Annotated in this window: 30 protein-coding genes; 14 read left to right on the plus strand and 16 right to left on the minus strand. The window is 71.6% G+C overall.

Annotated elements, in window-relative coordinates; translation table 11 throughout:
* Positions 1-59: 59 nt before the first annotated feature.
* From HCU73_RS08820 to HCU73_RS08855, 8 genes are all read left to right on the plus strand, one after another.
* A complete protein-coding gene (locus HCU73_RS08820) occupies positions 60-2,204 on the plus strand; it encodes a malate synthase G (RefSeq protein ID WP_168623272.1) in 2,145 nt (714 codons plus the stop codon).
* Positions 2,205-2,314: 110 nt separating this feature from the next.
* A complete protein-coding gene (locus HCU73_RS08825; RefSeq protein WP_168623039.1) occupies positions 2,315-2,734 on the plus strand; it encodes a GlcG/HbpS family heme-binding protein in 420 nt (139 codons plus the stop codon).
* Entirely contained in the window at positions 2,731-3,120 is a 390-nt protein-coding gene (locus HCU73_RS08830; protein ID WP_168623040.1) for a RidA family protein, read from the plus strand. The genes HCU73_RS08825 and HCU73_RS08830 overlap by 4 nt, the downstream gene beginning before the upstream one ends.
* 2 nt (positions 3,121-3,122) lie before the next feature.
* Positions 3,123-3,506 (plus strand): RidA family protein, encoded by a 384-nt coding sequence (locus HCU73_RS08835; RefSeq protein ID WP_168623041.1) that lies wholly within the window; start codon positions 3,123-3,125, stop codon positions 3,504-3,506.
* A gap of 122 nt (positions 3,507-3,628) precedes the next feature.
* The gene (locus HCU73_RS08840; protein ID WP_168623042.1) at positions 3,629-4,408 is read left to right on the plus strand and encodes a gamma-glutamyl-gamma-aminobutyrate hydrolase family protein; all 780 of its coding nucleotides are present in this window, start codon (positions 3,629-3,631) and stop codon (positions 4,406-4,408) included.
* Positions 4,409-4,533: 125 nt separating this feature from the next.
* Entirely contained in the window at positions 4,534-5,220 is a 687-nt protein-coding gene (locus HCU73_RS08845; RefSeq protein WP_168623043.1) for an LCCL domain-containing protein, read from the plus strand.
* Between the two features lie 108 nt (positions 5,221-5,328).
* On the plus strand, positions 5,329-5,625 hold the full coding sequence (locus tag HCU73_RS08850) for a hypothetical protein (RefSeq protein ID WP_168623044.1): 297 nt from the start codon (positions 5,329-5,331) through the stop codon (positions 5,623-5,625).
* 22 nt (positions 5,626-5,647) lie between these two features.
* The gene (locus tag HCU73_RS08855) at positions 5,648-6,301 is read left to right on the plus strand and encodes a helix-turn-helix transcriptional regulator (RefSeq protein WP_338052064.1); all 654 of its coding nucleotides are present in this window, start codon (positions 5,648-5,650) and stop codon (positions 6,299-6,301) included.
* A gap of 3 nt (positions 6,302-6,304) precedes the next feature.
* Here the strand turns inward: HCU73_RS08855 and HCU73_RS08860 are convergent, their stop codons facing one another.
* The 10 genes from HCU73_RS08860 to HCU73_RS08905 form a co-directional block, all read right to left on the minus strand.
* Entirely contained in the window at positions 6,305-6,487 is a 183-nt protein-coding gene (locus HCU73_RS08860) for a hypothetical protein (protein ID WP_168623045.1), read from the minus strand.
* 16 nt (positions 6,488-6,503) lie between these two features.
* Positions 6,504-6,773 carry a hypothetical protein gene (locus tag HCU73_RS08865; protein ID WP_168623046.1) on the minus strand — a complete coding sequence of 90 codons (270 nt, stop codon included), beginning with the start codon at positions 6,771-6,773 and terminating at the stop codon, positions 6,504-6,506.
* A complete protein-coding gene (locus HCU73_RS08870; protein WP_168623047.1) occupies positions 6,770-7,279 on the minus strand; it encodes a hypothetical protein in 510 nt (169 codons plus the stop codon). Before HCU73_RS08870 ends, HCU73_RS08865 begins: the two co-directional genes overlap by 4 nt.
* A gap of 4 nt (positions 7,280-7,283) precedes the next feature.
* Positions 7,284-7,637, minus strand: a complete 354-nt coding sequence (locus HCU73_RS08875; RefSeq protein ID WP_168623048.1) for a GerW family sporulation protein — start codon at positions 7,635-7,637, stop codon at positions 7,284-7,286.
* An 88-nt stretch (positions 7,638-7,725) separates the two neighbouring features.
* The gene (locus HCU73_RS08880; RefSeq protein ID WP_168623049.1) at positions 7,726-9,324 is read right to left on the minus strand and encodes an ATP-dependent DNA ligase; all 1,599 of its coding nucleotides are present in this window, start codon (positions 9,322-9,324) and stop codon (positions 7,726-7,728) included.
* A complete protein-coding gene (locus tag HCU73_RS08885; protein WP_168623050.1) occupies positions 9,321-10,208 on the minus strand; it encodes an alpha/beta hydrolase fold domain-containing protein in 888 nt (295 codons plus the stop codon). The genes HCU73_RS08880 and HCU73_RS08885 overlap by 4 nt, the downstream gene beginning before the upstream one ends.
* 49 nt (positions 10,209-10,257) lie before the next feature.
* A complete protein-coding gene (locus HCU73_RS08890) occupies positions 10,258-11,280 on the minus strand; it encodes a ligase-associated DNA damage response exonuclease (protein WP_168623051.1) in 1,023 nt (340 codons plus the stop codon).
* A gap of 132 nt (positions 11,281-11,412) precedes the next feature.
* Positions 11,413-12,039: a class I SAM-dependent methyltransferase gene (locus HCU73_RS08895; RefSeq protein ID WP_168623052.1), complete on the minus strand. Its 627-nt coding sequence runs from the start codon at positions 12,037-12,039 to the stop codon at positions 11,413-11,415.
* A 550-nt stretch (positions 12,040-12,589) separates the two neighbouring features.
* Positions 12,590-13,123 carry a histidine phosphatase family protein gene (locus HCU73_RS08900; protein WP_168623053.1) on the minus strand — a complete coding sequence of 178 codons (534 nt, stop codon included), beginning with the start codon at positions 13,121-13,123 and terminating at the stop codon, positions 12,590-12,592.
* Between the two features lie 158 nt (positions 13,124-13,281).
* Positions 13,282-14,484: a pyridoxal phosphate-dependent aminotransferase gene (locus HCU73_RS08905; RefSeq protein ID WP_168623054.1), complete on the minus strand. Its 1,203-nt coding sequence runs from the start codon at positions 14,482-14,484 to the stop codon at positions 13,282-13,284.
* Positions 14,485-14,594: 110 nt separating this feature from the next.
* On the opposite strand from HCU73_RS08905, the gene HCU73_RS08910 reads away from it, so the two are divergent.
* The 3 genes from HCU73_RS08910 to HCU73_RS08920 all read left to right on the plus strand — a co-directional run bounded on the left by HCU73_RS08910 (position 14,595) and on the right by HCU73_RS08920 (position 15,841).
* A complete protein-coding gene (locus tag HCU73_RS08910) occupies positions 14,595-14,999 on the plus strand; it encodes a helix-turn-helix domain-containing protein (protein ID WP_168623055.1) in 405 nt (134 codons plus the stop codon).
* A gap of 4 nt (positions 15,000-15,003) precedes the next feature.
* Positions 15,004-15,264, plus strand: coding sequence for a succinate dehydrogenase assembly factor 2 (locus HCU73_RS08915; protein WP_168623056.1), 261 nt, complete (start codon positions 15,004-15,006; stop codon positions 15,262-15,264).
* 79 nt (positions 15,265-15,343) lie between these two features.
* A complete protein-coding gene (locus tag HCU73_RS08920; RefSeq protein WP_168623057.1) occupies positions 15,344-15,841 on the plus strand; it encodes a MarR family winged helix-turn-helix transcriptional regulator in 498 nt (165 codons plus the stop codon).
* Between the two features lie 217 nt (positions 15,842-16,058).
* On the opposite strand, the gene HCU73_RS08925 is transcribed toward HCU73_RS08920, so the two are convergent.
* The 5 genes from HCU73_RS08925 to ccmA are packed head-to-tail and all read right to left on the minus strand — an operon-like array spanning position 16,059 to position 18,868.
* Positions 16,059-16,655 carry a DsbE family thiol:disulfide interchange protein gene (locus tag HCU73_RS08925; RefSeq protein WP_168623058.1) on the minus strand — a complete coding sequence of 199 codons (597 nt, stop codon included), beginning with the start codon at positions 16,653-16,655 and terminating at the stop codon, positions 16,059-16,061.
* Positions 16,652-16,807: a heme exporter protein CcmD gene (ccmD, locus tag HCU73_RS08930; protein ID WP_420853575.1), complete on the minus strand. Its 156-nt coding sequence runs from the start codon at positions 16,805-16,807 to the stop codon at positions 16,652-16,654. Before ccmD ends, HCU73_RS08925 begins: the two co-directional genes overlap by 4 nt.
* Positions 16,807-17,538, minus strand: coding sequence for a heme ABC transporter permease (locus tag HCU73_RS08935; protein ID WP_168623060.1), 732 nt, complete (start codon positions 17,536-17,538; stop codon positions 16,807-16,809). Before HCU73_RS08935 ends, ccmD begins: the two co-directional genes overlap by 1 nt.
* A gap of 56 nt (positions 17,539-17,594) precedes the next feature.
* Positions 17,595-18,251 carry a heme exporter protein CcmB gene (gene ccmB, locus HCU73_RS08940; RefSeq protein ID WP_168623061.1) on the minus strand — a complete coding sequence of 219 codons (657 nt, stop codon included), beginning with the start codon at positions 18,249-18,251 and terminating at the stop codon, positions 17,595-17,597.
* Complete coding sequence (gene ccmA / locus HCU73_RS08945) at positions 18,248-18,868, minus strand: heme ABC exporter ATP-binding protein CcmA (protein ID WP_168623062.1); 621 nt, start codon at positions 18,866-18,868, stop codon at positions 18,248-18,250. Before ccmA ends, ccmB begins: the two co-directional genes overlap by 4 nt.
* Before the next feature lie 136 nt (positions 18,869-19,004).
* Between ccmA and HCU73_RS08950 the strand changes: the two genes are divergently transcribed.
* Positions 19,005-19,745: a YebC/PmpR family DNA-binding transcriptional regulator gene (locus HCU73_RS08950; protein ID WP_168623063.1), complete on the plus strand. Its 741-nt coding sequence runs from the start codon at positions 19,005-19,007 to the stop codon at positions 19,743-19,745.
* Positions 19,746-19,830: 85 nt separating this feature from the next.
* On the opposite strand, the gene HCU73_RS08955 is transcribed toward HCU73_RS08950, so the two are convergent.
* On the minus strand, positions 19,831-19,977 hold the full coding sequence (locus HCU73_RS08955; RefSeq protein WP_168623064.1) for a hypothetical protein: 147 nt from the start codon (positions 19,975-19,977) through the stop codon (positions 19,831-19,833).
* 277 nt (positions 19,978-20,254) lie between these two features.
* Between HCU73_RS08955 and acnA the strand changes: the two genes are divergently transcribed.
* Positions 20,255-23,014, plus strand: a complete 2,760-nt coding sequence (acnA, locus tag HCU73_RS08960; protein ID WP_168623065.1) for an aconitate hydratase AcnA — start codon at positions 20,255-20,257, stop codon at positions 23,012-23,014.
* A 717-nt stretch (positions 23,015-23,731) separates the two neighbouring features.
* On the plus strand, positions 23,732-24,247 hold the full coding sequence (locus HCU73_RS18915) for a Hint domain-containing protein (protein ID WP_420853576.1): 516 nt from the start codon (positions 23,732-23,734) through the stop codon (positions 24,245-24,247).
* Positions 24,248-24,359: the final 112 nt, after the last annotated feature.

Genomic DNA, 24,359 nt, shown 5'->3' on the forward strand with positions numbered 1-24,359 from the left:
ATCCGCGACGCGGTATGCCGCGGGATACGGTGCCGCGGCGAGACATGGCGGAGGGTTTCATGGGCGGATACGTGACGCGCGCGCGGCTGCAGGTGGCCGGCGAACTGGCGGAGTTCCTCGAAGCGCGGGCGCTGCCCGGCACCGGGGTGGACCCGGCGGGGTTCTGGGCGGGGTTCTCGGACCTGCTGCACGGCTTCGCGCCGAAGAACCGGGCGCTTCTGGACAAGCGGCAGGACCTGCAGGCCAGGATCGACGCCTGGCACATCGCCCGCCGCGGCCAGCCCCATGACGGCGACGCCTACGAGGCGTTCCTGCGCGAGATCGGCTACCTCCTGCCCGAGGGCGAGGCGTTCCGCATCGACACCACCAGGATCGACCCCGAGATCGCCATGGTGGCCGGCCCGCAGCTGGTGGTGCCGATCACCAACGCCCGCTTTGCGCTGAACGCGGCCAACGCGCGCTGGGGCAGCCTGTACGATGCCTTCTACGGCACCGACGCGATGGGCAGCCTGCCCAGGCCCGGCGGCTACGACCGCGGCCGCGGCGCCCGCGTGGTGGCGCGCGCCCGCGTCTTCCTCGACAGCGCCTTTCCGATCGAGGGCCACAGCCACGCCGACGCCCGGCGCTACCACGTCGACCGCGGCCAGCTGCTGATCGACGACAAGCCGCTGGAAAGCCCCGCGAAATTCGCGGGCTACGCGGGCCATCCCAAGGCGCCCGAGCGGGTGCTGCTGGTCAACAACGGGCTGCACGTGGAGCTGGTGTTCGACCGCACCCACCCGATCGGGTCGCGCGACCAGGCGGGTCTGGCCGACGTACGGATGGAGGCGGCGGTCTCCGCGATCATGGATTGCGAGGATTCGGTCGCCTGCGTCGACGCCGAGGACAAGGTGCTGGCCTACGGCAACTGGCTGGGCCTGATGAAGGGCGACCTGGAGGAGACCTTCGACAAGGGCGGCAAGCGGATGACCCGCGCGCTGGCGCCCGACCTCGGCTACGTGGCGCCCGACGGCAGCCCGATGACGGTGAAGGGCCGCGCGCTGATGCTGGTGCGCAACGTGGGCCACCTGATGACCAACCCCGCGATCCTGCTGGAGGATGGCTCGGAGGCCTACGAGGGGCTGATGGACGCCATGATCACCGTGCTGATCGCGCTGCACGACCTGCAGAAGGACGGGGGCGCGCGGAACTCGGTCGCGGGGTCGGTCTATGTCGTGAAGCCCAAGATGCACGGGCCCGAGGAAGTGGGCTTTGCCGACGAGACCTTCACCAAGGTCGAGGAGGTGCTGGGGCTGGAGCGCTACACCGTCAAGCTCGGCGTGATGGACGAGGAGCGGCGCACCTCGGTGAACCTCAAGGAATGCATCCGGGCGGCCAAGCACCGGGTCGCCTTCATCAACACCGGCTTCCTCGACCGCACCGGCGACGAGATCCACACCTCGATGGAGGCCGGGCCGTTCAGCCGCAAGGACTTCATCAAGCGGAAGTCCTGGATCACCGCCTACGAGAACCAGAACGTCGACATCGGGCTGGAATGCGGGCTCAGGGGCCGGGCGCAGATTGGCAAGGGCATGTGGGCGAAGCCCGACGCCATGGCCGAGATGCTGGAGACCAAGATCGAGCATCCCCGCGCCGGCGCCAACTGCGCCTGGGTGCCGTCGCCCACGGCCGCGACGCTGCACGCGCTGCACTACCACCAGGTGAACGTGGCGGCGGTGCAGGAGAAGCTGGAGAAGGGCGGGCGGCGCGCCTATGTGAACGCGCTCCTCGACATCCCGCTGGCGGCCTACCAGCGCTGGACCGAGGCGCAGATCACCCGCGAGGTGGAGAACAACGCGCAGGGCATCCTCGGCTATGTCGTGCGCTGGATCGACGCCGGCGTGGGTTGCTCCAAAGTGCCCGACATCAATGACGTGGCGCTGATGGAGGACCGCGCGACCTGCCGGATCTCGGCCCAGCACATCGCCAACTGGCTGCATCACGGGGTGGTCAGCGAGGCGCAGGTGATGGAGATCCTGCGCCGCATGGCGGCGGTGGTGGACCGCCAGAACGCGGGCGACCCGGCCTATGTGCCGATGGCGCCCGGGTTCAACGGCATCGCCTTCGCCGCGGCCTGCGACCTGGTGTTCAAGGGCCGCGAGCAGCCGAGCGGTTATACTGAGCCGGTGCTCCATGCCCGGCGGCTGGAGCTGAAGGCGGCGTGAGGATTGGGGGCTCTGCCCCCAAGCCCCCGGAGTATTTGGAAAGCAAAGATGAGAGGGGCGTTTCCGGGCCGGGGTCCGGTGGCGCGTTAACCTTAACGGGAGATGACGGGATGATCACGCTGGACGAGGCGCGGGTGATGGTGGCCGAGGCGCGGGCCAAGGGGCGGGCGTTGGGGCTGAAGCCCCTGTCGGTCTGCGTGCTGGATGCGGGCGGGCACCTGCTGGCCTTCGAGCGCGAGGACGGGGCCAGCCCCGGCCGGTTCGAGATCGCGCGCGGCAAGGCCTATGGCGCGGTGATGACCGGGCTGCCGGGGTCGGCGCAGAAGGCGCGGGCCGAGGAGCAGGGCTATTTCATGGCGGCGCTGAACGGGGTCTACGACGGGCGGCTGGTGCCGGTGCCGGGCGGCGTGCTGGTGCTGAAGGACGGCGCGGTGGTCGGCGCCGTGGGCGTGACCGGCGACACCTCGGACAACGATGCGGCGGCGGCCGTGGCGGGGATCGCGGCGGCGGGCTACGCGGCGCTGGCATGAGCCGGCGGCTGATCTCCTCGGGGTCGGCCTTCGAGGCGGAGATCGGCTATTCCCGGGCGGTGGTGGCCGATGGCTGGGTCTTCGTCGCGGGGACCACGGGCTTCGACTACGTCACGATGGCGATTTCGGAGGATGTGGCGGCGCAGGCCGAGCAGAGTTTCCGCAACATCGACGTGGCGCTGCGGCAGGCCGGCGCGGCCATGGCCGACGTGGTGCGGGTGCACTACATCCTGCCCGATGCCGCGGTCTGGCCGGAGTGCTGGCCGGTGACGCGGCGCTGGCTGGGCGAGGCGCGGCCCGCGGCCACGATGATCGTGGCGGGGTTGCAGGACCCGCGCATGAAGATCGAGATCGAGGTGACGGCGCGCCTGCCGCAGGGGGACTGAGAATGCCGAGGGAGATCGCCACCGACGCCGCGCCGCCGCCCTTTTCCGCCTATGCGCAGGGGGTGGAGATCGAGGCGGGCGCCCGGCAGATCACCGTGGCCGGGCAGGTCGGCGTGACGCCCGACGGCCGGCTGGCGGGCGACGCGCGGGCGCAGCACCGGCAGGCCTGGGCCAATGTCGCGGCGATCCTGGCCGCGGGCGGCATGGGGCTGTCGGACATCACCGAGATCGTGGGCATCGTGACCGGCCCCGAGGGCGTGCCGCTGTTCCGCGAGGAACGCGAGCGGGCGCTGGGCGACCACCGCGCGGCGGCGACGCTGATCGTGGCGGGGCTTGCCCATCCCGACTGGACGGTCGAGATCATGGTGCGGGCGGCGCGGGCCTGACCCCCCGCGCGCTGCCCGTTCCTTGGGCATCTGCAGCACCGCAGGGCATCCGTGCCCCGGCGCCATCTTTCCGTCCGCAAGGATTGGCGCTACATCTGGTAGCCGGGAAAGGGGAAACGCACATGGCGCGGCCTGTCATCGGCATCATCGGGAACCACCACCTGATCAACGACCAGTATTCCACCCATGCGGGCGGAACCATGAACTCGGAGGCGATCGCCGAGGTGGCGGGCGGCTTGCCGCTGGTGATCCCGGCCGATCCGCGATTCGTCTGCGTGAAGGAATTGATGGAGGTCTGCGACGGCTTCCTGTTCACCGGCGGCCGGCCGAACGTGCACCCCGAGGAATACGGCGAATGCGCGACCGAGGCCCATGGCGCCTTTGACCGGGCCCGCGACGCGGTGGCGCTGCCGCTGATCCGGGCCTGCGTGGAGCGCGGCCAGCCCTTCCTCGGCGTCTGCCGCGGGTTCCAGGAGGTGAACGTGGCGCTGGGCGGGTCGCTCCACCCCGAGATCCGCGACCTGCCGGGGCGGATGAACCACCGGATGCCGCCCGACGGCACCATCGAGGAGAAGTTCGCCCTGCGCCACACGGTAAGCTTTACCGAGGGCGGGCCGTTCCACCGCCTGTTCGGCGCGGTCGAGGTGATGACCAACACGCTCCACGGGCAGGGGATCAAGCGGCCGGGCGCCCGCGTGGTGATCGACGGCCATGCCCCCGACGGCACGCCCGAGGCGATCTACGTCAAGGACGCGCCGGGCTTTACCCTGTCGGTGCAGTGGCACCCGGAGTACCGCGCGGCGCAGGACCCGGTGAGCCGCCCGCTGTTCGAGGCCTTCGGCGCGGCCGCCCGCGCCTGGATGAAGGGCCAGCGCCCGGTTTCGGTGGCCGAGGTCGCCTGATCGGGTGGGGTTTCCCGCCGTCGCGCAAGACTCCGCTTTGCGATGCAGCCGACGTGGCGTCAGCTTTCGCCGCGAGGTCGCGGGCGCCCGTGCCCCCGAATCGCGCGACAGAGGACGGTATCGACATGACACGGACATTGGCGGCCGCGGCGCTGGCCGCGGTATCCCTAGCCGGCCCGGCACTGGCCGACTGGGCGCAATCCCCGATCACCATGGGCTTCACCGCGCCCGGCCAGGCCGGCAGCGTGGCCTGCCCGGCAGGCGGGAGCCCCGGCCCGATCTGGGGCGTGGGCGCCTACACCTCGGACAGCTCGATCTGTTCCGCGGCGGTGCACATGGGGCTGATCACGCCCGCGGCGGGCGGGACGGTCACGTTCCAGACCCTGCCGGGCCAGCCCTCCTACCCGGGGGCGACGCAGAACGGCGTGTCCTCGATGACCTACGGGGCCTGGAGCCTGAGCTTCATGGTGACGGGCGCGTCGGCGGCCGCGCCGGTGCCGGCGGGGCCGATGCCGATCGGCTGGGACACCAGCCTCGACGCCACCGGGCAGGCCGGCGCGGTCGGCGCGACGCTGGCCTTCCTCTGCCCGCCCGGCCAGCCCGGCGCGGCAGGGGTCTGGGGCACCGATCTCTACACCTCGGACAGCGCGATCTGCATGGCCGCGCAGCATCGCGGCGTGATCGCGCCGGGGGCGGGCGGCGTGGTGCAGGTGCTGGTGCTGGGCCGTCAGGATGCCTTTGCCGGCTCGGCGCGCGGCGGCATCGCCTCCAGCGACTACGGGGCCTGGGACCGGTCCTTCCTGTTCCGCTGACGGATCCGGCGGCGCGGGGGATTGCGGGGCGGGCAGGCAACTGACAGGTTCGTGTCAGTTGCCTGCGGCCAGGATGGGGCATCGACACCCAGACTGGAGAGACCAGAGATGACCCACGTGATCGAAAACGTCCGCTTCCGCCTTGCCCCCGGCACCGCCGTGGACAGCTTCCTCGAGGCCAACCGCGCGGTGGAGGCGTGGCTGGCCGAGCAGCCCGGCTTCGTCGCCCGCACCCTGTCGGAGGGGGCGGACGGCGAATGGCTCGACCATGTCGAGTGGACGGGGATGGCGGCCGCCGAGGCGGCGGCGAGCGCGATGATGACCGAGCCGCGGCTGGCGCCCTTCGGGCAGGCGATCGCGCCGGGGGTGGAGATGCGCCACCACCGGATGCGCTGGAAGGGCTGAGACCCTGGCCCGCCCCGACCGCCTGTTCGAGCTGGTGCAGCTGTTCCGGGGCGGGCGGCTCTGGCGCGGGGCGGACCTGGCGGAGCGGCTCGGCGTGTCGCTCCGCACGCTCTACCGCGACATCGACCGGCTGGTCGCCTCGGGCGTGCCGATCGAGGGCGAGCGTGGGGTGGGCTATGTCCTGCGGGTGCCGGTGTTCCTGCCGCCGCTGACCCTGACCACGGCCGAGCTGGAGGCGCTGCACCTCGGCCTCGCGCTGGTGGCCCGCAGCGGCGACGCCACGCTGGCGCAGGCCGCCGACGGCCTGCGCGGCAAGGTCGACGCGGTGCTGCCCGACGCCCGGCAGGGGCGCGACTATGCCGCCGGCACCACGATCCATGCGCCGGCGCCCGAGGGGGCGCTGGCGATGCTGCCGGGCTTGCGCGCCGCGATCCGCGACCGGCAGGTGCTGAGCCTCGTCTACACCGCGCTCGACGGCGCCGAGACGCGGCGCGAGGTCTGGCCGCTGCACCTGGAGTTCTGGGGCCGCGCCTGGACGCTGACCGCCTGGTGCGCGCTGCGCGCCGATTTCCGCGCCTTCCGGGTCGACCGGATCGCGCGGCTCACCCCGACCGGCGCGGTCTATCCCGACCGGCCGGGGCGGCGCTATGCCGATTACCTTGCCGCGATGGGCTGAGGCTCAGGTCTGCCGCGCGCCGCGCAGCTCCTTGATGTGCAGGCGGATCTTTTCCCACCGCCCGGCCTCGGTCAGGTCGCCCGCGCCCTTGGCGGCCGCGGCCTTCTGCGCGGCCTCGGCCTCGGCCTTGTCGCCATGGGCGGTGTAGAGGCTGCGCGCGTATTGCACGATGTCGGCGTGGTCCATCGGGGTCTCCTCCTGGTCAGCGTCCCGGGTCGGGACAGGCGGCGGCGCGGAGGGTCTCCGCGGCGCCGGGGCAGAGGCGGTCGAGCACCGCCTCCGGCATCGGGTCGCCCTGCGCGTCCACCACGCTCAGGCCCGCGGGGCCGAGGATCAGGAGCGCGCGGGGCGTCTTTGTAGCATGAAAGGCCAGGGTCTGGCCAATCGCGTGGGCCGACAGGCGCGTCTCCGCCACCGCGGCCAGCGTGAAGGGGCCGTGGCGGCGGATCGGGCCGAGGGCGAGGCGGGTCATGGCCAGAGCGCCCCCCGGTTGGTCCAGCCGAAGCGGATCAGCGCCGCGGCGACGCGGGCGGGGCGCAGGATCAGGGTGCCCTCGGCGGCGAGGTCGAGGCAGGGGCCGGAGAAGTCGGGGGCGAGGTCGAGGGCGGCGCCGCTGGCGCGGGCGGTCTGCACGAGGCCGTAGAGCGCGCCGGTGTCGGCGGGGTCGTCGAGGCCGAAGCGGCCCGAGAGGCGCAGGCGCCGGAGCCCGACCGCGCCGAGGAGCGCGGCGACGAGGCGCCCGGTCCCTTGCAGGCGGTGGAGCGAGGGCGGCCGCCTCGTCCGCCGCGGCGCGGGCCGCCGCGTCCTCGGCCCGCCCGGTGCGAGCGGGATGGCCGGCGCGATCCCGGCCAGGAGACGCAGGCTCAGCCGCAGCCGCGGCGGTGCCGTGGTCGCCTCGACGCGCAGATGCCAGGGCAGGAGCGCCGCCGCCAGCAGCAGCGCCATCAGCGCGCCGACGATGCCGGCCGCGACGGCCACCGCCTCAGCCCTCGGTCTCCGGCGCCTTGCCGTCGCGCGCGGCCATCACGCGGCCCGCCGCGTCGGCCAGCGTCTGCACCAGCGAGCTGACCGTGCCCTTCATCCCCTCGACCCGCGCGCCGTGCGCGTCGAGGATGATCGCGCCCAGCGGCTTGATCCCGCCGCCCGCGCCCGCGCCGCCCCCGGTGCCCTTGCCGTCGCCGGTGCCGCTGCCCGCGCCGAAGCCGAAGCCGTAGGACACGATCGGCACCACCACCATGCCGTCGCGTTCGATCGGGTCGCCCAGCACGTTGCGCGCGTTGAGCAGGCGGTCGAGCTCCGCCACCGTTTTCTCCAGCAGGTCGTTCACGTCGGTCATGGCCTGGGCCTCCGGGCTTTGGGGATCCTCTGGCCCATCATCCCCGGCCCGGCCCCGCCGCACCTTGACCGGTGTCAATCGCGGCGGGTCAGCCGTACTGCGCCAGCATCGCCTTGAGGTCGTCGAGCGTGTTGGCCTCGGCCACCGGCTTGTCGCGGCGCCAGCGCGCCATGCGCGGGAATCGCAGGGCGACGCCCGACTTGTGGCGGGGGCTGGCCTGGATGCCCTCGAAGGCGATCTCGAACACGTGCTCGGGTTTGACCGCGCGGACGGGGCCGAAGCGGTCGGTCGTGTTCTTGCGCACCCAGGCGGTGATCTCGCGGAACTCGGCGTCGGTCAGGCCCGAATAGGCCTTGGTGAAGGGCACCAGCGCCTCGCCGTCGCGCACCGCGAAGGTGAAGTCGGTGTAGAGCGTGGCGCGCCTGCCCGAGCCCGCCTGCGCGTAGATCATCACCGCGTCGATGGTCAGCGGGTCGAGCTTCCATTTCCACCAGTCGCCCTTGCGCCGCCCGGCGAGGTAGGGCGCATCGATGCGCTTGAGCATCAGCCCCTCGGCCCCGATCTCGCGCGATGCGGCGCGGGCGGCGGCGAGGCCGGGCCAGTCCGGCGCCTCGACCGCGGGCGACAGGCGGACCGGTACTCGCGGCGGCAGGTCGGCGAGCAGCGCGGCCAGCCGCGCGCGGCGGTCGGACAGGGGCTGCGGGCGGATGTCCTCGCCCCCGTGTTCGAGGAGGTCGTAGGCCACCAGCATCGCGGGCGCCTCGGCCAGCAGCTTCTTCGGCACGGTCTTGCGGCCGATCCGGGGTTGCAGCCGGGAAAACCCCAGCGGGCGGTCGGCGGTATGGTCCCAGGCCAGCACCTCGCCGTCGATCACCGTGCCTTCGGGCAGGAAATCGCGGAACTGGGCGAGCTCCGGGAAGCGGTCGGTCATCAGCTCCTCGCCGCGGGACCAGAGCCAGTGCTCGCCCCCGCGCAGGATCAGCTGGCCGCGGATGCCGTCCCATTTCCGTTCCGCCAGCCAGCCGGTGACGGGGCCGAGCGTGGCGGGGTCGTCCTCGACCTGGTAGGCCAGCGCGAAGGGGTAGGGGCGCGACAGGTCTGCGCCCGGGTCGGGGGCTTCGACCAGCGCGTGGAAGCTGGTCGTGTCGGGCGACCAGTCGCCCATCAGACGGTGGGTCAGTTCCGCCTCGTCGATGCCGGTGGCCTGCGCGAGGGCCCGGGTCATCAGCTTCTGGCTCACGCCCATGCGCCAGCCCCCGGTGAGGAGCTTGTTGAACACGAAGCGTTCGACCGGGGGCAGCCCGTCCCAGGCGGCGAGGATGAAGGCCTTGCGGGTCGCCTCGTCGGCGGCATCCAGGGCGCGGAGCTCGGCGATCCACTGGTTCAGGGGCTTGTCGATGCGGGTGGTAGGCTCGGGCAGGACGAGGGCGATGGTCTCGCTGAGGTCGCCCACCACCGGGTAGCAGGCCTCGAACAGCCAGAGCGGGATGCCGGCGCGCTCGGCGGCCCATTCGCGGAGCTTCGTCGTGGTGATGGTGCGGCGGGGCCGGCGCCCGGACAGGAGCGCGATGGTCCAGAGCCGGTCGGCGTCGGGGGCGCTGCGGAAGTAGTCGGCCAGCGCGGCGGTCTTGACGCCGGTCCTGGTGGTCTGGTCCAGCGCGGTGAAGAGGGCGGCGAAGTCCTTCATCGCGCGGCCTTGTCCGCGAGGAAGGCGCCCATCCGGCGCAGCGCGGTGTTCGCGGCGTGGGAGCGGCCGGCGTGGAAGTGCCAGACATGGGCCATGCCGGGCCAGAGGTCGAGGGTGGCGTCGTCCAGCGCCGCGGCGAGGCGGCGGGCGTCGGCGGCCAGCGCCTCGCCGGTGGCGGCCTGGATCAGGGCGGGGGGCAGGCCCGAGAGGTCCGACAGCAGCGGCGAGACGGCGGGGTCAGCGGGGTCGGTGGCGGGCAGGTAGGCCGCGCGGATGCGGCGCGCCCAGGCGGGCGGGATCAGGACCTCGTCGTGCGCGGCGGCGAAGCGGGCGCCGATGTCGCCCGAGAGGTCGCCGATGGGGGCGATCAGGCCGAGGGCGGCGGGCAGGGGCGCCCCCGTGTCGCGCAGGTGGCGGGCGAGGAGGAGGGCGAGGCAGCCGCCCGCGCTGTCGCCCGCCAGCGCCGCGGGGGGCGTGCCCGCGGCAAGGAGGCGGGCGTGGGCGGCGATCACGTCGTCGCGGGCGGCGGGGAAGGGGTGTTCGGGGGCGAGGCGGTAGGCGGGCAGCACGGCGCGCATCCCCGCCGCCTGGGCGAGGTGGCCGGCGAGCGCGGCATAGGCGCGGGGGGAGCCAAGGGTGAAGCCGCCGCCGTGGATGTAGAGGAGGACGGGCGCGTCCGCCGCGGTGCCGGGCGGGCGCAGGTGGAGGGTGCCGTCGGGGTCGCGCGTGGCGGTGGTGCCGGGGGGCAGCGCGGTGCCGAGGCGGGCCGAGAGGTCGAGCAGGCGGCGGAGGGCCGGCTGGGAGGGGATGAGGTCGAGGGCGGTCCGGTCGACGTGGCGGGCGAGCGCGCGCCAGAGCCTGTCGGTGCGGGTCGGGGCGGTCATGCGGGCCTCTCCTCGGCCTGCCGGCCTCGTCGCGGGGGGCGGGGCCGGGTCATGCGGAGGGCTCGGCGGCGGGGGTCACGTCGGGCTCGTCCTCGGGTTCGCCGCCGAACTCGGTGCGCACGATGCCGGCCTGGTAGCCCTGGGTGGCGAGCCAGCGCGAGAACTGCGCGGTGTAGCCGTGGGTGACGAAGACGCGGGCGGCGCCCGTGGCGGCGATGGCGGCGTTCAGCCCGGCCCAGTCGGCGTGGTCGGACACCACGAAGCCGCGGTCCGCCGCCCGCCGCCGGCGCACCCCCCGGAGCCGCATCCAGCCCGAGGCGAAACCCGTCGAGACCGGCCCAAATTTCCGCATCCACGCCGAGCCGAGGGCCGAGGGCGGCGCGAGCACCATGGCGCCGCGATGCGCCTTGAGGTCGAGGGCGGGCGTGACGGGGATGGTGGCAGGCAAGCGCAGGCCCTGGGCGCGCAGCACCTGCGTCGTCGCCTCGACCGCGCCGTGGGTCAGGATCGGGCCGATGGCGGGGTCGAGCAGGCCCAGCACCCGCTGCGCCTTGCCCAGCGCGTAGACGCCGAGGACTGGGGTCTGGCCGGCGGCGCGGGTCTCGGCCCACCAGGCGTTGATCTGGGCGGCGAGCTCGGCCTCGGAGGGCCAGCTGTAGACCGGCAGGCCGAAGGTGGATTCGGTGATGAAGGCGTGGCAGCGGACCGGCTCGAACGGCTCGCTCAGCCCGTCGGCGGCGGTCTTGTAGTCGCCCGAGACGACCCAGGTCTCGCCCTTCACCTCGACGCGGATCTGGGCCGAGCCCGGGACATGGCCCGCGGGGTGGAAGCTGACGGTGGCGTCGCCGATGCGCAGGGGGGCGCCGTAGGGGATGGTCTGCAGGGAGATGTCGCCGAGGCGGTGGCGGATCACCGGGGCGGCGGCCTCGGTGCAGAGGTAGCGGCGGTGGCCCCAGCGGGCGTGGTCGGAGTGGCCATGGGTGATGAGCGCCCGGTCCACGGGGCGCCATGGGTCGATGTAGGCATCGGCGGCGGGGCAGTAGATGCCGGCGTCTCGGAATTCCAGGACCATGGGCGGAGGGTAGGCGCTTTGGCCGGCGGCGCAAGGTGGGGGCGCTGCCCCCGTCGTGCTTTGGTGCCGAGGCCCCGCCCGTGCACGCCGCGATCGCGCCAGGGAGTATTTGGAAAGCAAGGATGAGGGGGGTCAGGCGCGGCGGGCGATGAGGAAGCGCGAGGGCGGGCGGCGGGGCAGGTCGGCGCGGTGCTCGATGGTGAAGCCCGCGGCGGTGATCCGGCGTTCCAGGGTCGTGGTGGTCAGGAAGCGCAGGGGCGGGGCCTTGCCGAAGGCGCGGAGGAGGCGAACCGGCGGCCAGAGGGCGAGCCAGGGGCCGCCGAGGCAGGGGGTTTTCGTGATGAGGAGGCCGCCGGGTTTCAGGAGGCCGTGCAGCTCGGCCAGCGCGGCGGGCAGGTCGGGCAGGAGGTGGAGGAGGTTGAAGGCGAGGATCGCGTCGTGGGGGCCGGCGGGCAGGGAGCCGTCGCCGGGGCGCGCCTGCAGGGGGTGGAGCGTGGGGGTGCCCGCGGCGCGTTCGGTGGCGATGGCGATCATGGCGGCGGCGTCGTCGGTGGCGGTGTAGCGGGCGACGTCGGGGGCGAGGCGGAGCGCGGTGGAGCCGGTGCCGCAGCCGATCTCGAGCACCCGGTCGGAGGGCGCGAGGCGGGCGGCGGTGAGCGCCAGCGTCTCCTCCCAGGCGGCGGGGTTGCGCATGGGCATCGCCGCGTAGCGCCGGGCGACGCGGTTCCAGAAGGCGGCTTGCGGGGTTTCCCGGGGCATGGGTCTTGGTGGACCGGGGCGCGCGCGGAGGCAAGGGGGCAGCGCCGCGCGGTTGCGGGGGAGGTGGAGGTTGTCCGCGGTGCCGTGCCGCCGGCGGCGATCGGGCGGGCGGGGCGCGACCGCGGGTCATGCACGGGTCGGGTGCGACGGAGGTCTCGCCCTTGGTCGGGATGGCTGGTTCGGGCAGGCCCGGTCCCTGCCGGATGTGGTGGAGACCCGCCCAGGTCTTGGAGGTGGGCGGTCCGGTTTGGCGTCGGCTGGGACAGTGGCTGGTGGCGGGGCGGTGAAATGGGTTGCGTCGGGGCAGGGGGGGGGCGCGGGCATCGGCGACGCGCGGGGTTTGGGCGATGGGCGCTCCGTGCGGCGCTCGACCTGCGGTGGGGTCCGCGCAGGCGGTCGGGGCTTCGGTCAGGGCGCGCGGACGCTCCCGGCTGTGGCGGCGGTCTGGTCCGGTGGCGGCGGTCCTGTCGGGGGCGGGGCGTGTGTGCCGTCACCGCGCCGGACGGGGGCGGCCGGGGGCGGCCGGGGCACCCGGTTGGCGCGCAGCCGCTCAGCCCGTTGCCGGCACGGTGCGGCGGTCGGTGACTCGGGCGCGGCCGTCCGGGCCGGGCTCCACCACCACCAGCTCGCCATAGCCGGTCGGCGCCGGGCCGGGCAGGCCCAGCAGCTCCCAGATCGCGCGCAGGTTCGTGGTGTTGCCGATCCAGATCACCGACCGGCCGGCGGCCAGGTCGAGCAGCTGCGGCGCGACGCCGTCGTCCCCGGAGGCGGTGCCGAGAAGCTGCATCTCGAGCCCGCGGGCCTCGGCCAGCGGGCGGGCGCTGTCCTGGTTGCGGCCGATGGGACGGGTGTAGAGCGCCTGCAGCGGCAGGTCGGCGATGACCCCGGGCAGGGCGGCCGCGCGGGCGAGGCCGGCGGCGCCGAGATGCGCGCCGTCGCGGTCGAAGTGGCGCAGGAGCAGGAGCCGGGTGCCCGGCGGCAGGGTCCGCGCCGCGGCCTCGGCCCGGGCCGAGGCGGACAGGACGGGGAGCGACAGGAGGGCCAGCGGCCCCCCGACCAGAACGGTTCTGCGTGGGAGCGTCATGCCATCGCCCCTTGGGTCTGTGCCGGTGCGGCGCGCCGGCGGGGCCGCATCACCGGGGGCAGGATGCCGGGTGCGGGCGCACGGGGCAAGGCCGGCGCGGCGTCGTCCGGGAAGCGCGCCGGGGGTGGGCCCGGCGCGCCCCCCGGTCACGGGGTATGTCAGGCCAGCGCGGCGCAGAAGTCCTGGATGCGGCGGCAGGCCTCGCGCAGCGTCTCGTCGGCGGTGGCGTAGCTGACGCGGAAGCAGGGCGAGAGGCCGAAGGCGCCGCCGAACACGACCGCGACGCCCTTTTCCTCCAGCAGCGCGCGGGCGAAGGTCTCGTCGGTGTCGATCAGGGTGCCCGCGGGCGTGGTCTTGCCGATGCAGCCGGTGATCGAGGGGTAGACGTAGAAGGCGCCCTCGGGCACCGGGCAGGTGATGCCGGGGGCGGCGTTCAGCATCTCGACCACCAGGTCGCGGCGGCGCTTGAACAGCGCGTTGTTGGCCGCGATGTAGTCCTGCGGGCCGTTCAGCGCCTCGACCGCGGCCCATTGCGAGATGGTGCAGGGGTTCGACGTCGACTGCGACTGGACCTTGCCCATCGCCTTGATCAGCTCGACCGGCCCCGCGGCATAGCCGATGCGCCAGCCGGTCATGGCATAGGCCTTGGACACGCCGTTGCAGGTGAGGGTGCGGTCGTAGAGGCCCGGTTCGACCTCGGCGGGGGTGGCGAATTTGAAGTCGTCGTAGACGAGGTGCTCGTACATGTCGTCGGTCATTACCCAGACATGGGGGTGGCGCATCAGGACATCGGTCAGGCCCTTCAGCTCCTCCGCCGTGTAGCCCGCGCCGGTGGGGTTCGAGGGCGAGTTGAAGATGAACCACTTGGTCTTTGGCGTGATCGCGGCCTCGAGGTCGGCCGGCGTGATCTTGTAGGCGTTCTGGCTCGGGCCCTCGACGAAGACCGGCGTGCCGCCCGCGAGCAGCACCATGTCGGGGTAGCTGACCCAGTAGGGCGCGGGGATGATGACCTCGTCGCCGGGGTTCAGGGTGGCCATGAGCGCGTTGTAGAGGATCTGCTTGCCGCCCGTGCCGACCGAGACCTGCGCGGGCGTGTAGTCGAGGTTGTTGTCGCGCTTGAACTTGGCGCAGATCGCCTTTTTCAGCTCGGGGATGCCGTCGACGGCGGTGTATTTCGTCTTGCCGGCCGCGATGGCGGCGACGGCGGCGTCCTTGATGTTCTGGGGCGTGTCGAAATCGGGCTCGCCCGCGCCGAGGCCGATCACGTCCTTGCCCTGCGCCTTGAGCTCGGCCGCGAGGTTGGTGACGGCGATGGTGGGCGAGGGCTTCACGCGGGCGAGCGTGTCGGAAAGGAAGGGCATCGGGTCGCTCCGGGTTGGTCCGGGCCCTGCGTTAGGGTGTCCGGTGGCATTTCGATCGGGCCACCATTAGGGTGCGCCCGATCCGCGATCAAGCCGGGAGGGGATGCGACATGACCGACGCAGAGGACGAGGCGAAGGGCTGGTACGACGCCGACACGGCGACCTTCGGCGACCGGATGACGGGCGCGCGTGAGGCCGCGGGGCTGAGCCAGGCCGAGCTCGGCCGGCGCATGGGGGTGAAGGTCAAGACCATCCGCGCCTGGGAGAACGACCAGTCCGAGCCGCGGGCGAACCGGCTGCAGATGCTGGCCGGGATGCTGGGGGTGTCGATCATGTGGCTCCTGACCGGCGAGGGCGACGGGCTCGACGGGCCCGGGGAGCGCGAGGCGCTGCCCGAGGAGCTGACGGACCTGCTGGCCGAGCTGCGCCGGGTCAAGGTGGAGCAGGCACGGGTGGCCGAGCAGCTGGGCCGGCTGGAAAAGCGGCTGCGGCTCGCGCTGAGCCAGGGGGTGTGAGACGATGGAGACACGCGAGATCCGGCTGAAACGCCTGCGGATGCGGGCCTGGCACCGGGGCATCAAGGAGATGGACCTGATCCTGGGGGGCTGGGCGGACGCGCATCTGGCCGGGGCGGACGACGCCACGCTGGACGCCTTCGAGGCGGTGCTGGCCGAGGCCGACCAGGACCTCTACCGCTGGGTGACGGGGCAGGCGGAGGCGCCGGCGGCGCTCAGGCCCTTCCTCGGGCGGCTGTCGGAGGGGATCGGCGGGGCGGCCTGAGGTTTTCGGCGCGCTTTAACGCAATCTTTCCGATTCCGGGGGCATCACGGGGCACGAAGCCCCTGATGCGGAGTCCATGATGAGCCTGCACGCGCCCTTCGCGACGTCCTCCCGGTCGGGATTCCTGACCGGGTACCTCGAATCCCTGTCGCTGGTGGAGCGGCTGCACCGGCTCCTGCTCGACGTGATCAAGGACGAGTTCGAGCGGCTGGGCATCCTCGACATCAACGCGGTGCAGGCGCTCCTGCTGTTCAACATCGGCGAGCACGAGGTGACGGCGGGCGAGCTGAAGAGCCGCGGCTACTACCAGGGCTCGAACGTGTCCTACAACCTGAAGAAGCTGGTGGAGATGGGCTACATGCACCACCAGCGCTGCGAGATCGACCGGCGGTCCGTCCGGGTGCGGCTGACCGAGCGCGGCCGGCACGTGCGCGAGGTGGTCGGGGCGCTCTTCGCGCGCCATGCCGAGGGGCTGGAGAAGCACGGCATCCTCGGCACCGACGGGATCGACCGGGTGAACCACTCGCTGAAACGGATCGAGCGGTATTGGTCGGACCAGATCCGCTATATCTACTGACGGCGGCGCTGCGTCCCTTGCAAGGGACGCCAAGAGCCTTGCAAGGCTCTTGCCCGCGCGACGGTGGGGATCGGGGCGTGAGGGTAGGGCGGCGCGCCGGCAGTCTCTTGCAAGAGACTGCCCCGTCCCTTGCAAGGGACGGAGCAGAGCCTTGCAAGGCTCTGCGCGCGGGATCGGATCGTGGGGATAGGTGGCCCGTGCGCCGACGGGGCCGCCCTCAGTTCGTCCCGGCGGCCTCGCCCGGCAGCGGCGGCAACTCGTGCCCCGCCTCGGCCAGCGCCGGCCGGATCTGGGTGCGCAGCGACCGCTCGGTCACCGGCCCGCGGAAATGCAGCACCACCGTGCCGGTCCCGTCGATGAAGAAGGTCTCGGGCATCGCCACCACGCCCCAGTCCGCGCCGTTGCGCGCCAGCTCGTCACGGCCGATCCGGTCATAGGGATTGCCAAGCTCGGCCAGGAACCCCGTCGCCTGGTCGATCCGGTCGCGGTAGTTCACGCCGTAGAGCGGCGTGCCGGCCTCGGCCAGCGCCGTCAGCACCGGGTGCTCGGCGCGGCAGGGCGGGCACCAGCTGGCGAAGAAGTTCACCATGACGAGGCCATTGCCCTCGAGGTCGGCGCGGGTCAGCAGCGGCGTGTCGCCCATCGGCTCCAGCGCCAGCCCCGGTGCCGGGCGCCCCTGCTGCGCCGAGGGCAGCGCCTGGGTGTCCACGCCCTGCTGCAGCGCGTTCTGGTTGTTCATCAGCTGCCAGCCCGCGATGCCGAAGAACCCGGCGGTCAGCGCCAGCGGCAGCACCATCAGCCAGTTGATCTTCATGCCGCCCGTCCCCGGCGGTGTTCGACCTCTTCCAGCCGCGCGCGGACCCGGCGGGCCTTGAGGATGGAGGCGCCGACGACGACGACGATCAGCGCGATCGACACCGCGTAGGCCGACAGCACGGGGACCGCATAGGCGCCGAGATCGGGCATCATGCCATCCTTTCCTGCGCGATCAGCGCCTTCAGGCGCCGCGCGCGGATCTCGGTCTGGGTGCGGTAGAGCACCAGCGCGACGAACAGGAAGCCGAAGCCCGCCAGCGTGATCACCAGCGGGTACCAGAACACGTCGGCGATGTTCTGTTCCCGGTCGAGCGACAGGGTCGCGCCCTGGTGCAGGCCCTGGTTCCAGAACACCAGCGCATAGCGCGAGATGATCGCGAAGACCGAGCCCACGAGGCAGAGGACCGAGGTGAGGTCGGCCGCGCTGTCGGGATTGTCGATCGCTTCCCACAGGGCCATGTAGCCGAGGTAGAAGAGGAACAGGATCAGGAACGACGTCAGCCGCGGGTCCCATTCCCACCAGGTGCCCCACATCGGCTGGCCCCAGATCGCGCCGGTGACCAGCGCGATGAGGGTGAAGACCATGCCCACCGGCGCCGCCGCCTTGGCCGCCAGCGCCGAGACGTGGTGGCGCCGGATCACCCAGATCAGCGAGGTGATCAGCATCATCAGCCAGGCGTTGATCGCCATGATCGCCGAGGGGACGTGGACGTAGATGATCTTGACCGTCGAGCCCTGGCGGAAGTCGTCGGGGGTGAAGAAGAAGCCCCAGACCAGGCCGACCACGAGGCACACGCCCGCGATCCCCGCCGTCCACGGCAGGAGAAAGGCGGATGTCGCCATGAACTTGCGCGGGTTCGCGTATTCCCAGATCGACGCCATGGCGCGGAACTTAGTCAGGGCTGGTGGCGCTCACAATGGGGCAGACGGGCGCAGAACTAGCGCAGATTGACGCGGAGGGCGGCGGCCGCCGCGAAGGGCAGCAGCGCGAGGCTGCCGGCCGTGATCCCGGCCACGAGGAGGAGCGGCGTGAGCGGGTCCTGGCCGGTCGTGGCGCGGCTGACGCAGAGCGCGCCGAAGATCAGCGTGGGCACGTAGAGCGGCAGGACGAGCAGCGACAGCAGGAGCCCGCCGCGCTTGATCCCCACGGTCAGGGCCGCGCCGAAGGTGCCGATGGCGCTGAGCGCGGGCGTGCCGAGGGCGAGGGATGCCACCAGCCACGGGTAGGCCGGGCCGGGCAGGTTGAGGAGGAGGCCGAGCACCGGCGCGGCCGCCACCAGCGGCAGGCCGGTGGTGATCCAGTGCGCCAGCGCCTTCATCGCGGCAAGCCCCTCGAGCGGCACCGGGCTGGTGGCCATCAGGTCCAGCGTGCCGTCCTCCCAGTCGAGCTGGAAGATGCGGTCGAGCGACAACAGGCAGGCGAGCAACGCGCCCAGCCACAGCACGCCCGGCGCGATCTCGGACAGGATGCCGGTCTCGGGGCCGACGCCGAAGGGCACCAGCGTGGTGAAGATCAGGAAGAAGGCGAGCGACAGGCCGAAGCCGCCGCCCGCCCGGATCGCGAGCGTCAGGTCGCGGCGCAACAGGCCGATCATGCCATCGCCTCCGCGAAGGGGTCGTCGGCGCGCAGCCGCTTGGACACGAAGCGGGTGATGTCGAGCGTCTCGGCCGCGGGCAGGCCGAGGTCGATGTGGGTGGCGATCACAGCCGATCCGCCGCCCTTCAGGTGCGCCGTGACCGCGGCGGCGAAGCGGGCGACGTTCTCGGTGTCCAGCGACACCGTGGGCTCGTCGAGGCACCAGACCGGGCGGCCGGTGACGAGGAGGCGGGCGAGCGACAGCCGTCGCTTCTGCCCCGCCGACATCTCGCCCGCCCGGCGCTGCAGCAGCGGCCCGAGGTGGAACGCCTCGATCGCGGGCGCGGGGTCGCGGGTGCCGAAGACCGCAGCCCAGAAGGCCAGGTTCTCCTCGACCGTCAGGGCCGATTTCAGCCCGTCGGCATGGGCGGCGTAGGCGATGGCGTCGGGCTCGGCCTCGATGGTGCCGGCCAGCGGCGGGGTCAGCCCCGCCAGCGTGCGCAGGAGCGTGGTCTTGCCCGCCCCGTTCGGCCCCCGCAGGATCAGCGCCTGCCCCGGCGCGACGGCGAAGGACACGCCGGCGAGGATCTGGGCGGGCCCGCGGGCGCAGGCGAGGTCGGTGACGCGCAGGTTCATGGGGTCAGCGGTAGCCCAAAGGGGCGGGGAGGGGAAGCGCGGCGGATCGGCCCCGCGCGGGGCAGGCATTGCCGAGGATGCGGGGCTTGGGGTAAAGGAGCGCCCGATCAGGACCATCCAGCATGTCGAGGGACCCATGGCCGGCCATTCCAAGTGGGCGAACATCCAGCACCGCAAGGGCAAGCAGGACGCCGCGCGCTCCAAGCTCTTCTCCAAGCTCGCCAAGGAAATCACCGTGGCGGCCAAGATGGGCGACCCCGACCCCGACAAGAACCCGCGCCTGCGGCTGGCGGTGAAGGAAGCGAAGTCGAGCTCGGTCCCCAAGGACGTGATCGACCGCGCGATCAAGAAGTCGCAGGGCGGCGACGCCGAGAACTACGAGGAGATCCGCTACGAGGGCTACGGGCCCAACGGCGTGGCGGTGATCGTCGAGGCGATGACCGACAACCGCAACCGTACCGCCTCGAGCGTGCGCTCGCTGTTCGGCAAGCATGGCGGCAACCTCGGCGAGACCGGCTCGGTGTCCTTCATGTTCGAGCGCAAGGGGCAGGTGATTTACACCGCCGCGGCGGGCGATGCGGACACGGTGATGATGGCCGCGATCGAGGCCGGCGCCGAGGACGTGGAGAGCGGCGAGGAGGAGCACGTGATCTGGTGCGCCGACACCGACCTCGGCGAGGTCTCGGCGGCGCTGGAGGCGAGCCTGGGGGAATCGGAGTCGGCCAAGCTGGTGTGGCGCCCCGGCACCACGACCGAGCTGGGTCTGGAGGACGCGCAGAAGCTGATGAAGCTGATCGAGGCGCTGGAGGACGACGACGACGTCCAGACCGTGACGGCGAACTTCGAGATCTCGGACGAGGTGATGGCGCAGCTGTAAGGCCCGCGCCGCTGTCCGGCGGGGCAGGGGTGTGGGAGATCAGGGGGTTGGGAAGCGGCGGGGCGCGCCCCGCCCTGCGCCCGCCTCAGGCGCGGTCGCCCTTGCGGCGGCGGCGCAGCCAGGCGCCGAGGCCGGCGGCGGCGAGAAGCGCCGCAAGCGGAACCAGCATGTGCGGCTCCATCAGCGCGGCCGTTGCCGCCAGCTGGCGGCTGGTGTCGTGAATGATGTCCATGGGTCCTGCTCCGATGCCTGTGTCCGGCCCGACTCAGGGCCGCCTGCGCCCGGTTGCCCCGGGTCGAACGCCCCATGATCCGCAGAAATGCGGCAAGATCATGGCACCGGCCCGCGGCGCGCCCGGAACGGCCCCGGGGAGGGGGCTGGCAAGGCGGTATGCAATCGCATACATTAATGTCGCAGGCGACCGCTTAGCCCTTGATCGAAAGGCCGCGCGGTGGCATCGCGAGCGTCGAGATGACGACCCCCACATGACCGGATGAAGGGAGGCTTCCATGCCCATTACCGTCGGCCAAGATACCGCCAAGACGCGCCGCACGCTCAAGGTCGGTGACAAGAGCTACGCCTATTACTCCATCGCCGCGGCCGAGGCGGCGGGCCTGGGTGATTTCTCGAAGCTGCCCGCCGCGCTGAAGGTGGTGCTGGAGAACATGCTCCGCTTCGAGGACGGCAAGACGGTCAGCGTGGACGACATCAAGGCCTTTGCCGACTGGGCGAAGATGGGTGGCCAGAACCCGCGCGAGATCGCCTACCGCCCGGCCCGCGTGCTGATGCAGGACTTCACCGGCGTGCCCGCCGTGGTCGACCTCGCCGCGATGCGCGACGGGATCAAGGCGCTGGGCGGCGACCCGCAGCGGATCAACCCGCTGAACCCCGTCGACCTGGTGATCGACCACTCGGTGATGATCGACGAGTTCGGCAACCCGCGCGCCTTCCAGATGAACGTGGACCGCGAATACGAGCGGAACATGGAGCGCTACACGTTCCTGAAATGGGGGCAGACCGCGTTCGACAACTTCCGCGTGGTGCCTCCCGGCACCGGCATCTGCCACCAGGTGAACCTGGAATACCTGTCGCGCACCGTGTGGTCGGACAAGGACCAGACCGGCGCGGTCGTGGCCTACCCCGACACGCTGGTCGGCACCGACAGCCACACCACCATGGTGAACGGCGCGGCCGTGCTCGGCTGGGGCGTGGGCGGCATCGAGGCCGAGGCCGCGATGCTGGGCCAGCCGATCTCCATGCTGATCCCCGAGGTGGTGGGCTTCGAACTGACCGGCGCGATGCGCGAGGGCACCACGGGCACCGACCTCGTGCTCAAGGTCGTGGAGATGCTGCGCAAGAAGGGCGTGGTGAACAAGTTCGTGGAATTCTACGGCGAGGGCCTCGACCGCCTGCCGCTGGCCGACCGCGCGACCATCGCCAACATGGCCCCCGAATACGGCGCGACCTGCGGCTTCTTCCCGATCGACGCCGAGACCATCCGCTACCTGCGCAACACCGGCCGCCCCGACGAGGTCGTGGCGCTGGTCGAGGCCTATGCCAAGGAAAACGGCTTCTGGCGCGGCGCCGACTATGCGCCGGTCTACACCGACACCCTCAGCCTCGACATGGGCACCATCGTGCCGGCGATCTCGGGGCCGAAGCGGCCGCAGGACTACACGCCGCTCGACCGCGCCGCCGCGGGCTTCTTCAAGACCGTGGCCGAGTTCCGCGGCTCGGACGCCACGCTGCCCGCCGCCGACATGGCCTCGGAAGGCCCGGCGCCGACCCCCGCCGCCGACCCGCGCAAGACCGCGAAGGTCGAGGGTGAGGACTACACGATCCGCGACGGCTCGGTGGTGATCGCCTCGATCACCTCCTGCACCAACACCTCCAACCCCTACGTGATGATCGGCGCCGGCCTCGTGGCCCGCAAGGCCCGCGCGCTGGGCCTGACGCGCAAGCCCTGGGTCAAGACCTCGCTCGCGCCCGGGTCGCAGGTCGTGTCGGCCTATCTCGAGGCCGCGAACCTGCAGGAAGACCTCGACGCCGTGGGCTTCAACCTGGTCGGCTACGGCTGCACCACCTGCATCGGCAACTCGGGCCCGCTGCAGCCAGAAATCTCCAAGGCGATCAACGACAACGACCTGATCGCCACGGCCGTCCTGTCGGGCAACCGCAACTTCGAGGGCCGGATCAGCCCCGACGTGCGGGCGAACTACCTCGCCTCGCCGCCGCTGGTGGTGGCCTATGCCATCGCGGGCGACCTGAACATCGACCTCGCCAACGAGCCCATCGCCCAGACGCCGGACGGCAAGGATGTCTACCTCAAGGACATCTGGCCGACCACGCAGGAGGTGGCCGAACTCGTCGAGCAGACCGTGACCCGGCAGGCGTTCCAGACCAAGTACGCCGACGTGTTCAAGGGCGACGACAAGTGGCAGGGCGTCAAGGTTCCCCAGCAGGAGACCTATGACTGGCCGGCGACCTCGACCTACATCCAGAACCCGCCCTACTTCCAGGGCATGGGGGCGGAGCCGGGCACGATCTCGAACATCGAGGGCGCCCGCGTGCTGGCGATCCTCGGCGACATGATCACCACCGACCACATCAGCCCCGCGGGCTCGTTCAAGGACACCACGCCGGCCGGCCGCTACCTGACCGAGCGGCAGGTGCCCCAGCGCGAGTTCAACAGCTACGGCGCGCGCCGCGGCAACCACCAGGTGATGATGCGCGGCACCTTCGCCAACATCCGCATCCGCAACGAGATGCTGGACGGGGTCGAGGGCGGCTACACCCTCGGGCCGGACGGGCAGCAGACCTCGATCTACGACGCCGCGATGGCCTACCAGGAGGCCGGTGTGCCGCTGGTGATCTTCGCCGGCGAGCAGTACGGCGCGGGCTCCTCGCGCGACTGGGCGGCCAAGGGCACGGCGCTGCTGGGCGTCAAGGCCGTGATCGCCGAGAGCTTCGAGCGCATCCACCGCTCGAACCTGGTCGGCATGGGCGTCATCCCCTTCGAGTTCACCGGCGGCGACAATCGCAAGTCGCTGGGGATCAAGGGCGACGAGACGGTCTCGATCCACGGGCTCGACACCATCCAGCCGCTGCAGGAGGTGACGGCGACGATCACCTACGGCGACGGGTCGGTGAAGGAGATCACGATCAAGTGCCGGATCGATACGGCGGTCGAGATCGAGTACATCGAGCACGGCGGCGTGCTGCACTACGTGCTGCGCAACCTCGCCAAGGCGCCCGTCGCGGCGGAGTGAGGCCACGGAGAACGTGCTTCGGCAAAGGGCGCCCTTCGCGGGTGCCCTTTTGCTGTTCACGGCCCCGGGCGCGCCGTTGCGGCGAGTTCGACGTGATTCGCCCGTCTCTCCGCGAAAGCGGGGGTCCAGACGCGTCGCGGGGGGGGGCGCAAGACGGTTGGTGATGATTTCTTGGGCGACAGATGCAGGCGGAATGGCCGGTGCCGGGCCGTTTTGTCGTCGTGCTTGACCGGAAAATGGGAACGCGAAATCTGAGCCGGGGGAAGGTGTGACGGCTTCAGCATGGTGCTGGCCGCGCAGTGTTAACTAGGACTGTTCCACATGGCGAACACGACGTTCACCGACGCAATGTTTTTGACCGGGTCGGACGATACCATCGAGTTGACATGGACGGAAGCAATAAGTTTTCCGGGTCCATGGAATGTAACTAACGTTGATAATGATGATAACGTCGATTCAAATGATTATTTTGATAACGCCGGATCAGTCTTTTCTGGTTTCTATTTTCAGGCCACGAATGGATCGACTTACGCGATCTACTCAAATGGGTCAGGGAATTACTATATCCCCTATAATTCTGCAGAATTTAACCTTGGGTCAGGTTTCCTGTCTTCCGGAAGCACAGCGCTGTACCAGGCGAACGATTTCTCTCCCACGGGCAATCCGATCTGCTTCCTGGCCGGAACGGGCATCGCGACCCCGGATGGTGCGCGCGCCGTGGAAGACCTGCGGCCCGGCGACCTCGTCCTGACGGCGGACGGCCGCAGCGTGCCGGTGAAGTGGGTCGGTCGGCAGACGCTGGTGACGCGCTTCGGCCCGCCCGAGCGGCTCATGCCGGTGCGGGTGCAGGCCGGTGCGCTGGGCGACGGGCTGCCAAAGCGTGACCTCGTGCTGACGGCCGATCATGCGCTGCTGGTCGATGATCTCCTGATCAACGCGGGCGCTTTGGTGAACGGGTCCACCATCGACTGGGTTCCCCTGTCGGAGCTGGGCGCGCGCTTCATCGTCTACCACGTCGAAACCGAGGACCACGACATCATCCTCGCCGAGGGCGCGCCCGCCGAGACCTTCGTCGACTACGTCGGGCGGCAGGCCTTCGACAACTACGCGGAGTACGTGGCGCTTTACGGCGACGAGCGGATCATCACCGAGGCGCCCTATCCGCGCATCTCCACCCCCCGCCTGCTACCCCCGGCGCTGAAGGCGCGGCTGGGGATCGGCAAGGCGGCCTGACAACGGCCTCCCCCCGGTTCAGGGGGTAGGCCGGCCGCAGCCGGAAGGTAGAAGGGCAGGGACCGACCCCGGCAGCGCCGGGGCGACCCCGTCATGACCTTTGCCCGGTGCC

Source organism: Roseicyclus persicicus (assembly GCF_012395815.1).
Classification (GTDB): domain Bacteria; phylum Pseudomonadota; class Alphaproteobacteria; order Rhodobacterales; family Rhodobacteraceae; genus Roseicyclus; species Roseicyclus persicicus.